At 33.7% G+C, this 16,763-nt stretch carries 12 protein-coding genes; 3 read left to right on the top strand and 9 right to left on the bottom strand.

Going from position 1 to position 16,763, the window contains the following annotated elements; translation table 11 throughout:
- Positions 1-2: 2 nt before the first annotated feature.
- Together QMG60_RS16995 and QMG60_RS16990 are read left to right on the top strand one after the other, a co-directional pair.
- Positions 3-3,485, top strand: coding sequence for a DUF6443 domain-containing protein (locus QMG60_RS16995; protein ID WP_281865749.1), 3,483 nt, complete (start codon positions 3-5; stop codon positions 3,483-3,485).
- Between the two features lie 807 nt (positions 3,486-4,292).
- Positions 4,293-4,541: a hypothetical protein gene (locus QMG60_RS16990; protein ID WP_281865748.1), complete on the top strand. Its 249-nt coding sequence runs from the start codon at positions 4,293-4,295 to the stop codon at positions 4,539-4,541.
- Between the two features lie 100 nt (positions 4,542-4,641).
- Here QMG60_RS16990 and QMG60_RS16985 read toward each other — a convergent pair whose 3' ends face one another.
- The 3 genes from QMG60_RS16985 to QMG60_RS16975 form a co-directional block, all read right to left on the bottom strand.
- On the bottom strand, positions 4,642-5,451 hold the full coding sequence (locus QMG60_RS16985; RefSeq protein WP_281865747.1) for an SDR family NAD(P)-dependent oxidoreductase: 810 nt from the start codon (positions 5,449-5,451) through the stop codon (positions 4,642-4,644).
- Between the two features lie 67 nt (positions 5,452-5,518).
- Positions 5,519-6,106, bottom strand: a complete 588-nt coding sequence (locus tag QMG60_RS16980; RefSeq protein WP_057115010.1) for a TetR/AcrR family transcriptional regulator — start codon at positions 6,104-6,106, stop codon at positions 5,519-5,521.
- A gap of 672 nt (positions 6,107-6,778) precedes the next feature.
- The gene (locus QMG60_RS16975; RefSeq protein ID WP_281865746.1) at positions 6,779-9,133 is read right to left on the bottom strand and encodes a mechanosensitive ion channel domain-containing protein; all 2,355 of its coding nucleotides are present in this window, start codon (positions 9,131-9,133) and stop codon (positions 6,779-6,781) included.
- A gap of 443 nt (positions 9,134-9,576) precedes the next feature.
- Here QMG60_RS16975 and QMG60_RS16970 point away from each other — a divergent pair, with 443 nt between their 5' ends.
- The gene (locus QMG60_RS16970; protein ID WP_057115013.1) at positions 9,577-9,870 is read left to right on the top strand and encodes a winged helix-turn-helix transcriptional regulator; all 294 of its coding nucleotides are present in this window, start codon (positions 9,577-9,579) and stop codon (positions 9,868-9,870) included.
- A gap of 138 nt (positions 9,871-10,008) precedes the next feature.
- Here QMG60_RS16970 and pdeM read toward each other — a convergent pair whose 3' ends face one another.
- From pdeM to QMG60_RS16940, 6 genes are all read right to left on the bottom strand, one after another.
- A complete protein-coding gene (gene pdeM, locus QMG60_RS16965) occupies positions 10,009-10,644 on the bottom strand; it encodes a ligase-associated DNA damage response endonuclease PdeM (RefSeq protein ID WP_281865745.1) in 636 nt (211 codons plus the stop codon).
- Between the two features lie 6 nt (positions 10,645-10,650).
- On the bottom strand, positions 10,651-13,110 hold the full coding sequence (locus QMG60_RS16960; RefSeq protein WP_281865744.1) for a ligase-associated DNA damage response DEXH box helicase: 2,460 nt from the start codon (positions 13,108-13,110) through the stop codon (positions 10,651-10,653).
- On the bottom strand, positions 13,111-14,712 hold the full coding sequence (locus QMG60_RS16955) for an ATP-dependent DNA ligase (protein ID WP_281865743.1): 1,602 nt from the start codon (positions 14,710-14,712) through the stop codon (positions 13,111-13,113).
- 168 nt (positions 14,713-14,880) lie between these two features.
- On the bottom strand, positions 14,881-15,885 hold the full coding sequence (locus tag QMG60_RS16950; RefSeq protein WP_281865742.1) for a ligase-associated DNA damage response exonuclease: 1,005 nt from the start codon (positions 15,883-15,885) through the stop codon (positions 14,881-14,883).
- Between the two features lie 48 nt (positions 15,886-15,933).
- Entirely contained in the window at positions 15,934-16,320 is a 387-nt protein-coding gene (locus QMG60_RS16945; RefSeq protein ID WP_281865741.1) for a DUF202 domain-containing protein, read from the bottom strand.
- A 17-nt stretch (positions 16,321-16,337) separates the two neighbouring features.
- Positions 16,338-16,655: a hypothetical protein gene (locus QMG60_RS16940; protein ID WP_057115019.1), complete on the bottom strand. Its 318-nt coding sequence runs from the start codon at positions 16,653-16,655 to the stop codon at positions 16,338-16,340.
- Positions 16,656-16,763 lie beyond the last annotated feature (108 nt).

Below are 16,763 nucleotides of genomic sequence, written 5' to 3'. Positions count from 1 at the left end.
AAATGAAAAAATATATACTAGTACTAATTTTACTGTTTTTTGCTAAAGTAAATGTAAAAGCTCAGACCTTCAGCGATGATAACTTTATTTATACGATAGCACCCAAAAAAGCAGTCCAGTCGGCAAATTTAAACACGCTGACAAAAGAAGAAATGACTCAGAATCTGACCTATTTTGATGGGCTTGGCCGCCCCATTCAAACTCAGATTATAGGACAGGGCGGACAGGGGCAAGATCTTATTACGCCAATTGAATATGATGGACTTGGCAGACAAATAAAAGAATATCTTCCTTATGCAGCAGCAAATAACGGAACTAACTATTCTAAAATTGATTTTAATACCGCTCTAAGCTCATCAATTTCATTTTACAGCGGAATGTATAATACATCAAATCCCTATTCACAAAAAGAATTAGAATCCTCTCCCTTAAGCAGAGTTCTAAAGCAGGCAGCTCCAGGAGCTTCGTGGGAAATGGGAAATGGACATGAAATAAAATTAGAGTACCAGAGCAATACTGCAGATGAGGTAAAGTTGTATCAGGCATCAACATCCTGGAGCGCTGGTTCTGGTTTGTACGATATTTCATTTTCAGATGACGGATATTATGCAGAAAACCAGTTGTATAAAAATGTAACTTATGATGAAAATACAACTGCAAGCCCTGCAGAAGGTTCTGGATCTACGGTTGAATTTAAGAATAAAGAAGGCCAGGTTGTTTTAAAAAGAACCTATGATGCAGGCGATAAACACGATACCTATTATGTTTATGATATTTACGGAAACCTGACTTATGTAATTCCTCCAATGGCCGAAGGGACTATTACTGCAGATGTTTTAAACGGTTTATGCTACCAATACAAGTATGATGATAAAAATCGTCTGGTAGAGAAAAAACTGCCTGGAAAACAATGGGAATTTATTGTTTACGATAAATTAGACAGACCGGTTGCAACAGGACCAGCATTATCTCCTTTTAAAGATGACACGGCTGCAGGCTGGATTATCACTAAATATGATGCTTTCAGCAGACCGGTTTATACAGGCTGGAGTAACCAGACATCAAATGCTGCTACTCGTAAATCTTTGCAGGATGCCCAGAATGCTGCTGCAGTTTTATTTGAAACTAAGCAGACATCTGGAAACATTGACGGAATCGAAGCATACTACAGTAATGTAATAGCACCGACAAATTTTAAACTGCTCACAGTTAATTATTATGATAATTACGAATTTCCTAACGCACAGCCAGTTCCAAGCACGGTCGAGGGACAAGCGGTTTTAGCAAATATTAAAGGTCTGGCTTCGGGCAGCTGGACAAGAGCAGTAACTGCAGCATCTTCTACAGCCGGTGAAACGAGTACGATATTTTATGATGACAAAGCCAGACCTGTAAAAAACTATCTTCAGAATTATTTAGGAGGTTACACTTCAAGTGAGAGTAAAATTGATTTCGCAGGCAAAACGCTGTATTCCATTACAAAACACAAGAGAACTTCTGGAAATACAGAAATAACAGTACGAGAAGAATTTACGTATTCGCCTCAAGATCGTCTGCTGATCCATACACACCAAATAAATGGCGGTGCAGTACAACTGCTTGCAGATAATACCTATGATGCGCTGGGGCAGCTGGAAAGTAAAAAGGTTGGAAACAATACAGGAGACCCGCTTCAAAAAGTAGACTTTAAGTATAATATAAGAGGCTGGCTTACCGCAATAAACCAAACCAGCAACTTACAGCAGGATACTGATCCAGTTGACTTATTTGCTTTTAAAATTAATTACGACACTGTTCAGACTAGCGCAGCAGGTGTAAACGCATTGTATAATGGTAATATTTCTGAAACATTCTGGAAAACAGCTTCGGATATAACAGAAAGGGCTTACGGGTATAAATATGATAACCTAAACCGCCTTAAAAATGCAGTTTACGAGAAAAATGGCGTCACGACAAGTGCTTATGATGAAAATCTGACTTACGATAAAAATGGTAATATTAAAAAATTGAGCCGTAAAGGAGATTATGATCCTCAAGTAGGGAATATTGATATTGATGATTTAGTCTATACATATACTGCAAACACTAACCAGCTTACCAAAGTAGAGGATAATTCTAACAACGTGAGCGGATTTAATGATGCAAATAAAGCAGACGATGATTACAGCTATGATGATAATGGTAATATGATTACCGACAAAAACAAAAACATTACAGCCATAAGCTACAATCATTTAAATTTACCAAAGAAAATAACATTTGGAACAACTGGAAGTATTGAGTATTTTTACACTGCAGCAGGGCAGAAAATCGAGAAAATTGTTACCGAAGGTACCGTAACCACTGCAACCAATTATTTAGGAGGCTACCAGTACAAAGACAATGTTTTAGAGTTTTTCCCGACAGCAGAAGGTTATGTGAAGAATACAGACGGTGCACTTTCGTATGTTTTTCAATACAAAGATCATTTAGGAAATGTTCGCTTGAGTTATGCTAAGAACCCAACAACACAAGTTCTTGAAATTATTGAAGAGAATAATTATTATCCTTTTGGATTAAAGCATAAAGGATATAATGATTATACGGCGAATAGTAATAAGTATAAGTACAACGGTAAGGAGTTGCAAAACGAGCTGGGACTCAACATGTATGCTATGGATTTGCGTTTGTATGATCCAGCGATAGCTCGATGGACGGTTATTGACCCAGTTGTACATTTTGATGAATCACCATACAACGCATTTAGTAATAACCCAGTATTTTGGGAAGACCCAAGTGGTGCTTCACCGGTATATAATAATGTAACGGGACAATATGTAATAAATGGTGCTGTAGCTACATTTGAAGATGCTTTGGCGTATGTTAATTCTGGAGGAAATGCTAAAGGAGACAATAATAATACAGCAAGTAAAGGTGGTTTTGATGAGGAATTAGACTCTAATTTTTCACAGGATGGTTATAACATTTATTTATTTAGGGCAACTATGGGTGAAGGTATGAAGACCATAGCGTCTGTAATAGATTTAATAAATGGAGAATCAAGTCTTGAGAGCACATTAGAAGATGGTGAAAGGCTAACAAAAATTATTCTTTTCAAAAAAGAAATTAATATGGAATATAAAGATGGAAAAGGTAATAAAATCTCAAAGAATAAGTATGATGAATTTGTTAGTAAGGGAAAATCAACGACAATTACTAAAACTACCATAATAAAAAGATATCAAGGTCAGATACCAACTATAGCAAAACAAAGTGTTATTGATGCAAAAAATATAAAATTAAGTTTAACTAAAACAACCACTGTTGATAATCATGGAAAGACTACTACAAGTAAAAGTAATAGCACAACTTCATTAAGTACACTTTCTTCTAATATTCAATTGATTTTTCAGTCTGCAGCAGATTACAATAGTAACCAATATGAGACGCAAAGTGGTTCATTCATAGAAAATTTTAAAGAAACAACAAAAAAAGTAAGAGAATGAGAAAAAAAGAAATTTTGAAAGTATTGTTTTTTTCCCTAGTAATAGCCATCATAATCAAGTATATTTCAATAGCTGTTATAGGAGAATATATGGAAATTACTAAAAACAGTTTTCATAACAATTTGATAAGTCTAGATGTTTATCAAGAAAAGGCAACTGAAATTTTTTATCTTGAATTAGTAAACCTAATTATTTTGCCATATGTCGCTGCAGTTTTATTTTACTTTTTTACTAGGATTAATTTAAAACAAAAATGTAATTTCTTAATATTTATATTTTTGTTTACTGTATCATTTTTCTTGTTTTATTTTTTAATAAGTTGCTTATATAAAATGTGGTAATGTATCAGATGTATTGGCGGTTAATTTTTGTATGAAACATTTTCATATTATGGTACTGTTGGGTTGGTAGTGGGTAGTGTTTCAAAGTTAGTGGGTAATGTATCAGATGTGTTGGTGGTTAATTATTGTCTCTAACATTTAAGGAAAATCAGATATTTATATTAATATGCATAAAAACTAAAACAGCCTTCGGGCTGTTTTTTTATTTTATAATGCCTTAAAATGAAAAATGAAGTCAAACCCAACTAGGTGTTACAGACGTGTTGGTAGCAAAACTATACATTTATACTTAAAATTATATTCTTAAAAAATTGCATAATGCTATTGGGATATGTTTTAAAAAAAAATGTTCATAAACTGTTGATAAGTAATACATTGCGAACTGTGTTAAAATATTATTTCCAGTCATTAATTATTATAAATTTATAATTGAATGACAGCTAATTACTGTGAAATTTTTTTAAATATGGGAAAAGCTATACAATTACAGGTACGTAAGGAACTGAACGGAAGACAACAGTTCAATATTATTAAATTAAAAGGCAGTTTAATCTCTAAAGGATACACTGAAATTATACATATCAGTGATCAAGATGATGAATTTCATATTAATTCATTTGAGACCAAAATGGAGGCAAGGGTAGAAGTGCAGGAATTCATTCAGGATTTTATTATGAAAGAAGACTTGGCCAATACCATTAGTGTATTAAGATAATAGCCCTTAAGTCATATAGTTCATAATTTTAATTTAAATGAGAAATACAGCAAGAAAGACAGTTCGCCAGAACTGTCTTTCTTGCTATAAAAGAGATTTTTTAACCGTGTGCTTCAACAGAAACATTGTTCCATTTCTCCCAATTTTCTAATCTTTGTTCATAGCTCTGTTTTACAAATGGCAACGCTATTTTTCCAAGTAATAATCGTAAAGGAGGATTTTCGTTTTCGACTAGTTTTACAATTATAGGAGCTGTTGCTTCAACTTTTCCGAATATATTTTCTGCAGCTGCCATAGCTTTTTTAATTTCATCATAAACAGGTAAACTTTCACTGTTAATTCCAGTGTGCCAGATATTTGACGCGTATCCGTTTGGTTCTAGTATCGTTACTTTGATTCCGAATTGTTTTACTTCCGAAGCTAAAGTTTCACTTAAACCTTCAATAGCAAATTTTGAAGCGCTGTAAAGTCCCATTGTGGCTGGTAAAGTTGCCAATCCTAAAATAGAAGAAACTTGAATAATATGCCCGCTTTTTTGCTCTCTCATAATAGGTAGAACCGCTTGCGTTAACCACAAAGTTCCGAAAAAGTTAGTTTCAAATTGTTCTCTTGCTTCCTGTTCACTAGCTTCTTCAATCGCGCCGGTAAGTGCGTAGCCTGCGTTGTTTATTAAAACATCAACTGTTCCAAAATGCTGTTTTACTTTTTGTACTACTTGAAGAGATTCTTCTCTATTATTTACATCTAGTTGTAACGGCAGAATTGCATTCCCGTATTTTTCTTTTAAATCGTTTAAAGTATCTAGATTTCTAGCAGTTGCTGCTACATTGTATCCTTTAGCTAAAAAAGCTTCTGTCCAAGTTCTTCCAAATCCTTTTGAAGCTCCTGTAATTAAAATTGTTTTTGACATGGTAATTGTTTTTATAATTAATTAATTGAAAAATGTGACTGATCGGTCATTTTTATGGTAAAAAAAATTATATCGAGTTTTCAGATATAATTTTTTTAAGTGTTTCTTCTATTGTTTTCATGTTATCATTATTGCCAGACATGCGCGACATTAAATGTCCGCCTTCAAGCATGGCAAAAAGCACAGTGGCAAATTCTGATCCTTTCCATTTCGGATTAAATTCTCCATCAGCAATTCCTTTTTCTATAATAGCAGATAAAAGCTGTTGTCCTCGTTTAATGCCTGTGTTCACTTTTTCTTTTACAATCGGATTAGTATCGTCAGCTTCCGTTCCAAAATTTAATAACGGACAGCCGCCGCTAACAGGTGGATTAAGTGGATTGCTGAAAAAATCGATATAAGCAAAAAGCTGTTCTTTGGCACTTTTCCCCTGACTTAATTGCGCCTGAAGTTTAGTGCTTAATATTTTCATATTGTGATCTACGGCGGCGCAAGCCAAAACATCTTTATTTTCAAAATGAACATACATACTTCCTTTAGACAATTTCGTAGCCTCCATGATATCGCTCATAGAAGTAGCAGCAATTCCTTTTGTATTGAAAATAGGAGCGGCTTTTTCTATAATAAATTGTTTGGTTTCTTCGCCTTTTGTCATGATAGGTTGTATTTGATGATGTAAATATATGACCGATTGGTCATATACACAAATATTTATGAGATTTTTTTTAATTATTTGTTTTTAAGGTTTTTAGTGAGAGTTGTTTTTAAGTAAAAATTGCTTAAATCACTGGACTTAACGCAGTTTTTTATCAATTTAATTCGCTCGATCTCTTTCGCCTTCATTTCCAAAACCACGATCTAATTTATTAGATTCATTGTTTGTACATTATTCCAAAAGATAAATAAAAGTTATTGATGGAAATCAGATTTTAACAAAAAGTGGCAATATTCATTAGACTTCCTAAAATAAGAAGGTCTGCTCTCGACACGCCACGCAAGCCATTAAAAGATAGCTTACGCAAGCTTCAACCATTGCAGTATCTGGTATAATCCAAATCACGGATATATGTCGACATTCCTATGAGCAGAACCTTCTTCTTTAATTTTAAATTTAATCCAAGTTTATTTGAAATGCTTTTAAGCTGATAATTTGAATAGGGTAAATGTATTATCATCATTTTTTTCAAAACATGATTCTAATCATGCTGTTAGATATTTATTTTTTTATTTTTTGCGTAACTTTTATGGATTATCTAAAAAAATAAAGCTGCAACTTTTTTAGTGTTGCAGCTTTATTGTAAGAAGTATAATGTCTTTTATTTTTCTATTAACTAGAGAAATGTAAACCTTTGTTTTTAAAACTATTATATAATTCTTGTCTCGCCAGACTTATTGTTTCTTCGGTTCTGTAAATACTACACCAAAATTTGATCAGAAGTTTATATTTTCCGTCAGAAATAGCGCTGTAATAAATCTGAGATGGTTTTGCATTATTTACCATTGGCAGATTAGCAAGTGTTTCGTTTACAACTAAATTGATTTCTTCTGGAACGGTTTCACCAACGATTTCAAAAGTAACTTCAACGAGTTTGAAATTATCAGTATAGGTCCAATTGGTAATGTTTTGAGATAATAAATTACCATTCGGAATAATGATTTCAGCACCGTTTGGCGCATTAATTTTAGTAGTTCTAAGTCCCATAGATTTTACACGGCCAGATTCTGAACTAATTTCGACAACATCACCAATTTGAATAGGTTTATCAAAAATCAAAATGATTCCTGATACAAAGTTGCTGACGATATTTTGAAGACCAAGTCCGACACCGACACCTAAAGCTCCTAATAAAATACTCAATTTGTCTAAAGGCATTCCTGACGCCGCAACCGCAAGCAGATATCCGCTTATTAAAACTACTAATCGGGTAATTAATAATTTTGAATGCTGTCTTTTGTTGACGTTTTCTTCGTTTTCATCATCAATTTCACCAAAGAAATACGCCACATACTTTTGCAATAAATGCGCAACCCAAATAATAATAAAGAAAAGAACAATGTTACCAAGTGTAAATGTGATGCTTCCGATAGTATTTGGATGATTTAATATTTTTTGAAAAGCAGCACGAAGTGATTCCCAAATATTAAGATTTGAAGCAATTACCACAAGCCACATATAGCTGATTACGATAATAAAAGGCTTTTTTAAGGTATCTGATAAATTTTCGAAATCAAACATTTTTTCGATGCCTCTTTTTACTCGCGTAGTATAAATCTGCAAAAGGATAATCTCTAAAATAATTTTTAATAAAACGCTTAAAGCGACAATCTGCGTAAGCGAAATAAATGCTGTAAGGCTTAACATATTGGAAAGAGAAACTCTTCCGAACAAATTAAAAAGAATTGATAAACCATTTAATCCGATAAAAATGATGCTTGCCCATTTAAAAAATCCTTTAATGTAAAGTTCTTCTTTTAGGGTTTTAATTTGCACCAAACCATATCGAATTCCTAAAATATTAATTGCAACAAAAGCAAAACGCTGTAATAACCCTATTGTAATAAATAAGTCTAAGAAACAAAGGGCAAAAAACAATCCGAGTAAGAAAAGCCAATTGCGCATAGCAACTTTAGACCATTGATTTTTAAAGAGTACAGTTAAAACTCCAAGCAAAAGAAGCTGCATTAATTCTAAAAATAATGCTGGTGCATATAAATTGGTAACAACAGCAATGTTTAGTGCAATTACTAAAACTGGCAGTAACACACCACGATTTAAATATTTGAAATTTAAAAGAGAAAGACTTTCGCTATAACCATTTGCTTTTAAATATTTTACGTTTCTGGAAATGTACCAAAACAAAAGGCCCATGAAAAAACATAAAGTGATCAATCCGCCGGCTTTGTAACCTAGATAATAGGCAGCAACATTTTCTTCAATTATAATTTTATTTTTAATGTTGTGTGTCACCTTTTTATTGGCAGCCGAATCTGTGATCTGCCATAAAGTTGGATATTCTTTCTTAAAAATGCTGATTCCAGATTTTTCAAGTTTACTTTCAACTGTAATTAAAGCGCTAGAAACAGCAATTTTTCGCTGTACAGTCAATCGCTTCTTATTGTTTAAAATGGTTTGATTTTTAGTCATAAGACTATCAGTTCCAACATATCTCTTTCTAAGATCAGCAAATTCTTTCTTGAACTGCTTGCGGCGAATGGTGTCTTTAAGTAAAGTAATTAAAGTTTTGTCTTTACGAAGATCAATTACGCGGGTTTTAATTTTTTCAAGATTAAGATTTCGAGCGTTTATAGCTTTATTCTGTTCTTCTAATTCTTGTTGGATTTCCTGAAGTACAATGCGGTACATCTGCTGGTTGCGCACATTAGGATTGGCGCCTTTTAAACTGGCTAAAATAAGGTTTAGTTTACTTTCTGTGCGTTTCATTTCGCCAAAAAGATGATGAGTATCACCTTCAAAATCAATGTCATTGTAAGCAGATTCTAATACTTCTCCTGCTTTTTCGATCGCCATTAGGTAATCGCTGTCTGTTGCTGTGGTGTCGTTAAATAATCTGCCGGAACTTTCTTTTTTGACAGGTTTTTGTTCCTGCGAAAAACTTTGCAGAGAACAGAAAAGAAATAAAAACAGAGCGAAAAAATAAAATGTTCTTTTTTGAAAAATCATAATGTAAATGGCTTATTTAGGGAGATCAAATTTAATTTTTTTTGCAAAACTTTTCGTGAAGAAAAAATTAAATTAGACATTTCAGCACATTTTATCGTCAGATTACGATTATATCTCTCTCAAAGTGATTTCGCGCTTAATTTCTTTTAATGAATTTGAGTTGTCAATTATAATTGAAATCATCGAAAAGGGAATTACAATTAAAGCGCTAAATTCCTTTTTTAGAAATAAAAACACTATAATTAAAAGTAAAAGTATAGAAGCGCCCAGTAGAATATATATCATAAATTGTATTGTTTTCTGTCTTTTTAATAGTTGCTCGGTCGTCATTTCGCTAGGTTTCTTTGTTTTCATTTTATATTTTTACATTAAGTTTTATACAAAATTTAATTAAAAAACATTCCGAAACAATAGGTCAGATTTTCTTGACTACCGAATAGATTATGGAAGAAACAGAAACTTGTCCAGCACAAAGACTTTTAAAAATGTTATCTGGAAAATGGAAAGCAGAAATTTTTCGTTTAGCAGTAGAATCACCTCTACGATTTAATACTTTGCTGCGACAAATTCAGGGTTCCAACAAACAATCTTTGTCTACCGCTTTGAAAGAATTGGAAGAAGAAGGACTTTTAGAAAAAACGACAATTAAATTAAAGCCTTTGCATATTGAATATTATCTGACAGCGAAAGGAAAAGCTTTGATCCCAGTTTTTGAACAATTGGAAGGATTATCTTAACTGAAATGGAAAAGATTTGCTGTTGTTAATAAAACAAACCTAGTAAATTTAGTTTTGATTATTTTTTAAATTTTACTTTAAATAAAATGCTGTAAATTGCTTATTATCAATTTCATAACATAATATTATGATGTTTTTTTATTCTTTACTAATCTGAATTACCTCATTTCCAGCAATAGCATAAACAATATCTTCAACATTAGGTTTCAGAAAATACTTTCCAGTAAACTCACCAAAAGCAGGTAAAATCATTTGATTTGGTTTATGAAAAAAGCAGGGAAGTCTAAGACTTTGTAAACCTAAACCACGCAAGAGAATTCCAGGATGAATATGCCCAGAGAAATTAAAAGAATTCTCTTTTTCAGTTGGGTGATGTGTAAAAAAGAAGTGATCAATTTCTAACATTTCAACCACAATTACACCAATTTTTCTATAATGATTTTCATCGATAATATCGTGATTTCCTGTTATCAAATACGTTTCATAATTGTTATCTAAAACCCAGTTTTCGAATAAATTCCATTCTGCGTTTTTGGTGCTGTGGAATAAATCTCCTAAAAAGATAATTTTATCCGGATTAAAATACTCTAAAACTTCAGTAATCTTTCTGAAATTCTCTGAAATGGCATTTTGCGGAATAGCGATTCCATGTTTTCTAAAATGCGTCACTTTTCCTAAATGAACATCAGAAATAATTATTGTATTTTTTTCTTCCCAAAAAACAGCTCCATTGCAATGCAATATAAATGTTTCGTTATTGATTTTAATTTTCATAAAGTATTATTTCATGTAAGAAGCGGTCATTTTTTGGATTCTCTCCGCTAATGTTTCGCTTGAAAGCTTTTCTCTTAAACGGTCCGTAATTATAGGAAAACTAAACGGAGTAGGTTTAAGACATTGTTTCCAAACTATTTTTTGATTGGCAATTCGTTCCAAAGCCAAAATCAAACGTCCTTCTTCCAGCTGATGTTCGAAGGTCTCACGATACGCTTGATGCAGCAATAAGTTATCAGGCTCAAAATCTCTGAATACTTCAAACAGCAATTGAGAACCACTTTGTAAATGTTTTGTTTTGACCATTTTTCCAGGAAAACCTGTAAAAACCAATCCTGCAATTACGGCAATATCTCGAAATTTTCTTCTTGCCATTTCCGTCGAATTTAAACTTTTCTGCAAATCATGATGTACATATTCTGTTGATAATAGATTGTTATCCAATACCGCTTCAATATCAATTTCCTGATCAGAAAGCAATTCAAATCCGTAATCATTATAAGCCAAAGAAAAACTGATCGATTGCAGTAAACTAATTCTGTAGGCCAATAAACTTGCCAGCGCTTCGTGTACAAAACGTCCTTCAAACGGATAAAATATCGCATGATAACCTTCTCGGCTTTTAAAAGTTTCTATCAAAAATTCATTGTTATCAGGAACAATCGATTCCTTTCGCTGTCTATTAAACAATGGCTGAAGCGCTTTTAATTCGGGTGAAAGATTATCGGTATTGGCTCGATATAGTTCCTGACGAAGCAATTCACTCATTTGTGCAGATAACGCCATGCGTCCGCCCATCCAGCTGGCAATTTTTGATTCTTTTTTTGGACTGGCTTTTTTAACCAAAACCTGCATATTTCGAATTCGGAATAATTCCAGTTTTTTTCCTGCAAAAATAAAAGTATCGCCGGGTTTCAATTTCGAAATAAACCATTCTTCAATAGTTCCAATATAACCGCCGCTCATATATTTTACATTCAAAACAGCATCGCCTACAATTGTTCCAATCTGCATTCGGTGATGCATTGCAATCATTCGGTTATTAATTTTATAGCGCCCGTCTTCTTCAATTTCTACTTTTTTGAATTCGTCGTAAGCGTGCAGACTCTGACTTCCGTTGGTAATGAAATTCAAGATCCAGTTCCAGTTTTCTTTTGTAATGGTTTGGTAGCTGAATGTTCCTCGTACTTCTTTAAAAATTTCATCTGGAAAGAAACCGTCAGAAACCGCTAAAGTATTGAGATACTGAACCAAAACATCCCAACTGTTTAAATACGGAACACGATCTTCGATTACGCTGTTTTCTACTGCTTTTTTCAAAGCAGAAGCTTCTATAAGTTCAATAGCATGCGTGGCAAGAAAGTAAATAACACTTTCTTTTCCAGGCTGATGACCGCTTCGTCCTGCTCTCTGCATAAATCGTGCAACACCTTTTGGGCCGCCCACCTGAATAATAGATTCGACTGGAGCAAAGTCAACTCCCAAATCTAAACTAGAAGTACAAACTACGACTTTTAATTCTTCATTTCGAATGGCATTTTCAACCCATTGTCTGGTTTCTCGATCAATACTTCCGTGATGCATTGCCATTTCGCCAGCAAATTCAGGATATTTTTCTAGTAATCGCTGATACCAAATTTCGCATGCCGAACGAACATTCGTAAAAATAAGTGTTGTTTTACTGGCTTTTACAATTTTTGCTGCTTCATCAATTAAATGTAAGCCCATGTGTCCTCGCCAAGGATAAGTATCCATTTTCTCTGGAATAATCGAGACAACTTTTATTTTTTTATTAATTACAGCTTTGATTAAAACAGAATTATGATAAGCCTCAGAATCGACACCGAGCAAAACTTCCTGAGCTTGCTGCAAGTTGCCAATTGTTGCTGAAATTCCCCAAATGCGAATGTTTTTCGCAATTGTTTTGAGTCTCGATAAACCTAATTCTACTTGAACGCCACGCTTTGTTCCCAGTAATTCGTGCCATTCATCAATTACAATTGAACTACAGTTTTTAAAAGTAGATTCGTATCCTTTTGAGGCTAAAAGCAATTGCAGGCTTTCTGGAGTTGTAATTAATAAATCTGGCATTCTTCCTTTTTGCTTGGCTCTTTCCGCTGCGGAAGTGTCTCCAGAACGGATTCCAACCGTCATTTTAATATCTAAATCATTTATAACTCTTTCTGCAGCTTGTTTGATTTCGACTGATAAAGAGCGCAAGGGCGTAATCCAAATAGCTTTTAAACCAGGAGTTTGTTTCGTTTTATAGTTTGGATTTTCTTTAATATAATTTAAAATAATTGGAAGCCAGAGCGCATACGTTTTTCCGCTTCCGGTTGGCGCATTTAGCAAGCCATTTTTTCCCTGCAGGAAAGCAGTCCATGTCTGAGTTTGAAATGGAAAAGGTTTCCAGCCCTGATTTTCAAACCAATTGCTGGCAATTGTAAATAACTGCTCTCTATTCATTTATGAAATCATATTTTTTAAATCTTCGATCGAATTGGCTTCATCGATTTTTTTATCCTGACGCCATCTTAAAATTCTTGGAAAACGGGTTGCAACACCGCTTTTATGTCTTTTAGAAAGTGCAATTCCTTCAAAACCAATCTCAAATACTAATTTTGGTGTCACACTTCTTACTGGTCCAAATCTTTCTAAAGTATTTTTTTTGATAAAATCGTCTACCATTCTAAATTCGGCGTCAGTTAAACCAGAATACGCTTTCGCGAAAGTGACGAGTTCACGTTCATTATTTTCATTTTCATGCCATAAGGCAAAAGTATAATCGGTAAACAAATTAGATCTTCGTCCGTGGCCTCGCATGGCGTAGGTGAGAACCGCATCTATTGTTAAAGGTTCAATTTTCCATTTCCACCAATCGCCTTTTTTTCGTCCAACTAAATAAGGAGAATCTTTTCGCTTCAACATTAAACCTTCGCTTCGCATTTCGCGCGATTTTAGTCTTTCAGCTGTTATTTCTTCCCAAGTTGAAAAATTAAGTCTTTCTGATAATTGAAGCGGAATATCTTTTCCGATTAAAGTCGTAAATAATTCTTCTAATAATGTACGGCGTTCTTCATAAGGCAGATTTCGAATATCATTTCCCTGCCATTCAAGTAAATCATAAGCTTTGATGATAACTGGAGTGTTTTTTAAAACAGAAGCTGATACATTTTTTCGTCCAATTCTCGTCTGCAGATCATTAAAAGTACCAATTTGATTATCTATGAAAGGAAGAATCTCGCCATCAATTACAGTTCCATTTGGAATATTTCCGATAAACGAATTAAACTCTGGATATTTATCGGTTACCAATTCTTCGCCTCGGCTCCAGACGTATATTTCATTATCTCGGATAATAGTTTGAGATCGAATTCCATCCCATTTATGTTCGGCGCTCCAATCTTCTGGATTCCCAAGATTTGAAAGTTCTCCTTCAACAGGATAAGCTAAATAAAACGGATATGGTTTTGATAAATAATCGCTGCTTCTTTCGTCTAAAATTAATTCTTGAAAAGTAATCGTGTTCGGATTCCAGTCTCCCATTAATTTGTACGCTAGGGTATCTTCGTCAATATTCTCAGATTTAGAAAGCGCGCGAGTCATTAATTTCTGACTTAAACCAATTCTAAAACTGCCTGTAATTAACTTTGTGAAAACGAATCTTTCGTAATAATTTAAATTAAGCCAATTGGTTTGGAGATATTCTTTTTTTTCGAAATCGGTTTTCTTTTTTAAAGCGATAATTTCTTGTAGAAATTCAGTCAGACTTTTATCAGAATGTTCTTTTGTAGTCGGAATTACCAATGCAATAGTTTCAGCCAAATCACCCACAATATGATAACTTTCCTCAAAAAGCCAAAGCGGTATATTCGCCAGTTCGTTTGCCCACAATCGTAATAAAGTTGTATTAACAGGTCGGGGAGGGCGACGGTGAGAAAGAATAGCTATTGTCCACACTTTATCTTCATCACTGGCTTTTTCAAAGTAATTCGTTAAAGCATCAACTTTTACCGATGTTTTATTAGAACTATCCAGGGTTTTTATAAGCTCGGCAAAGTTTTTCATATTTTTTTAGTTGATAGTTGATGGTTAATGGTTGATGGTTGATGGTTGATGGTGATATTTGATGGTTATTGTTAATGCTCTGTATTGGTGATCGATATTTAGGGTGTGATTTTGAATAAATTGACAACTCCCAACTCACAATTCACAATTCACAACTCAAAACTCCTTTCAGTTTTCTTCAGAATCATTCGTTTCTCCTTCGTATTGTGTGTGGGCGGTTCTTGCATCGTAACCCAATTCCCTTAAATATTTAGAGAATATATCCGAATATCCGTGGGTGCAGATTACTTTTTCTGCGCCTGTCGCTTGAATGCTTTCTAATAATCCTGTCCAGTCGCAATGATCACTTAAGACAAATCCCCGGTCCACAGCTCTTCTTCGTCTTGCGCCTCGAAATGCCATCCAGCCGCTTGCTGAACCTGTTACAAAAGGCGTCATCCTTCTAATCCAAGTACTTCCATGCGCGCTTGGAGGTGCGATAACGATACTTCCCAGCAAATCTTCTTTTTTAGTTTCAGGCGTTACTCGAATTGTTGCAGGTAAATCAATTAACGGACGAACAACTTCGGTCATATTTTCGATTGCACCATGAGTGTAAATTCTTCCAATATTTGGATCCAAATTTTTTAATAAACGTTGTGCTTTTCCTAACGAATAACCAAATAGAACAGAGGTTTTTCCTTCAGCGCGATTTTCTGCCCACCAATTATTAATATCGGTCATTACATCTGTCTGCGGTTCCCATTTAAAAGCGGGAAGTCCAAATGTACATTCCGTTATAAATGAATGGCATTTTACGACTTCATAAGGGACAGAAATTCCATCGTCTTCTGTTTTGTAATCTCCTGTAAATACCCAAATCTCACCTTTGTATTCTACTCTTATTTGAGCAGAACCAATTATGTGGCCAGCAGGATGAAAAGAGAATTTTACGCCGTTTATCGTAAAAGTTTCGTTCCAGTTTTTCCCTGTTACATTAATATCGCCAAGACGATGTTTAATGATAGGCACATTGGTGTAATGAGTAATATAATTTTGATGTCCCCACCTTGAATGATCTGAGTGACCGTGTGTGATAATAGCATTTTTAACGGGGCGCCAAGGGTCAAGATAAACATCTGCCTGCTGACAGTAAATGCCCTTATCGTTAAATTGTAATAATGGTGGATTCATCTTTATAATTTTAATAATTAGATAATTTGAGAATTAGAAAATTACAATTTATGTACTTGCAGCAATAATAAGATAAGCAATGAGAAAAATACTCAAAACAAAAAGCATCATTGTTATAAAAGTCAGCATTGCAGTTGAATATTGGTATTTGCCCTGTTTCAATAATTTGACAGTTTTGGTGTAGCGCAAATAAGATAGAAGAATCGTTAATGCGCCTGCAATCAATAATCCAATTCCTAAATAGATAGTAAAATTACTATTTGGAGGTACAGTATCTGCTAAATATTTAGCCGGAAGCTGTTTTAAAAACAATGAAAATTTTACCGCTACAAAACCAAAAACCATTATGCCAATTCCAGTACGAAGCCACGCTAACAAAGTTCTTTCGTTAGACAAATATTCATTCATTATTTCTTGATCATTTTTTGGCGACATAATTTACTAAAGGTTTTTTAATTTTCAAGATTTTTATAAGGAGGATTAGAGTATTTTTCGTCTTCATGATCCAAATTATAACTATCATACGGATTTGATTGATCATAAGTTGAAAATGACGTATTATCTTCAGCTAGATTTAATCCGCTTTCTATAATTTCATAACTATCTTCAGAAAACTGATCACATTTATTTCTATAAGTAGTATCAGGATTTTGGCCAGTTGTGAATTCTTCATCCATTGCCTCATTTTCATGAGCTGTATCAATATGATCTGGTCTACTGCATATGAAGTGATTTTTTGCAGCAATGCTGTTGTCGGCATTTGTTTTCATAGCTGTTATTTTAAATTAATAAACATTCAACTTTTGCATATATACAAATTTGAAAATTAGTTATTTAAAAAAATTATAGGATTTAATTTTAATCTTACATGATTGTTT

The organism is Flavobacterium sp. GSB-24 (genome assembly GCF_027924665.1).
Taxonomy (GTDB): Bacteria; Bacteroidota; Bacteroidia; order Flavobacteriales; family Flavobacteriaceae; genus Flavobacterium.
This window is presented reverse-complemented; position numbering and strand designations above follow the sequence as displayed.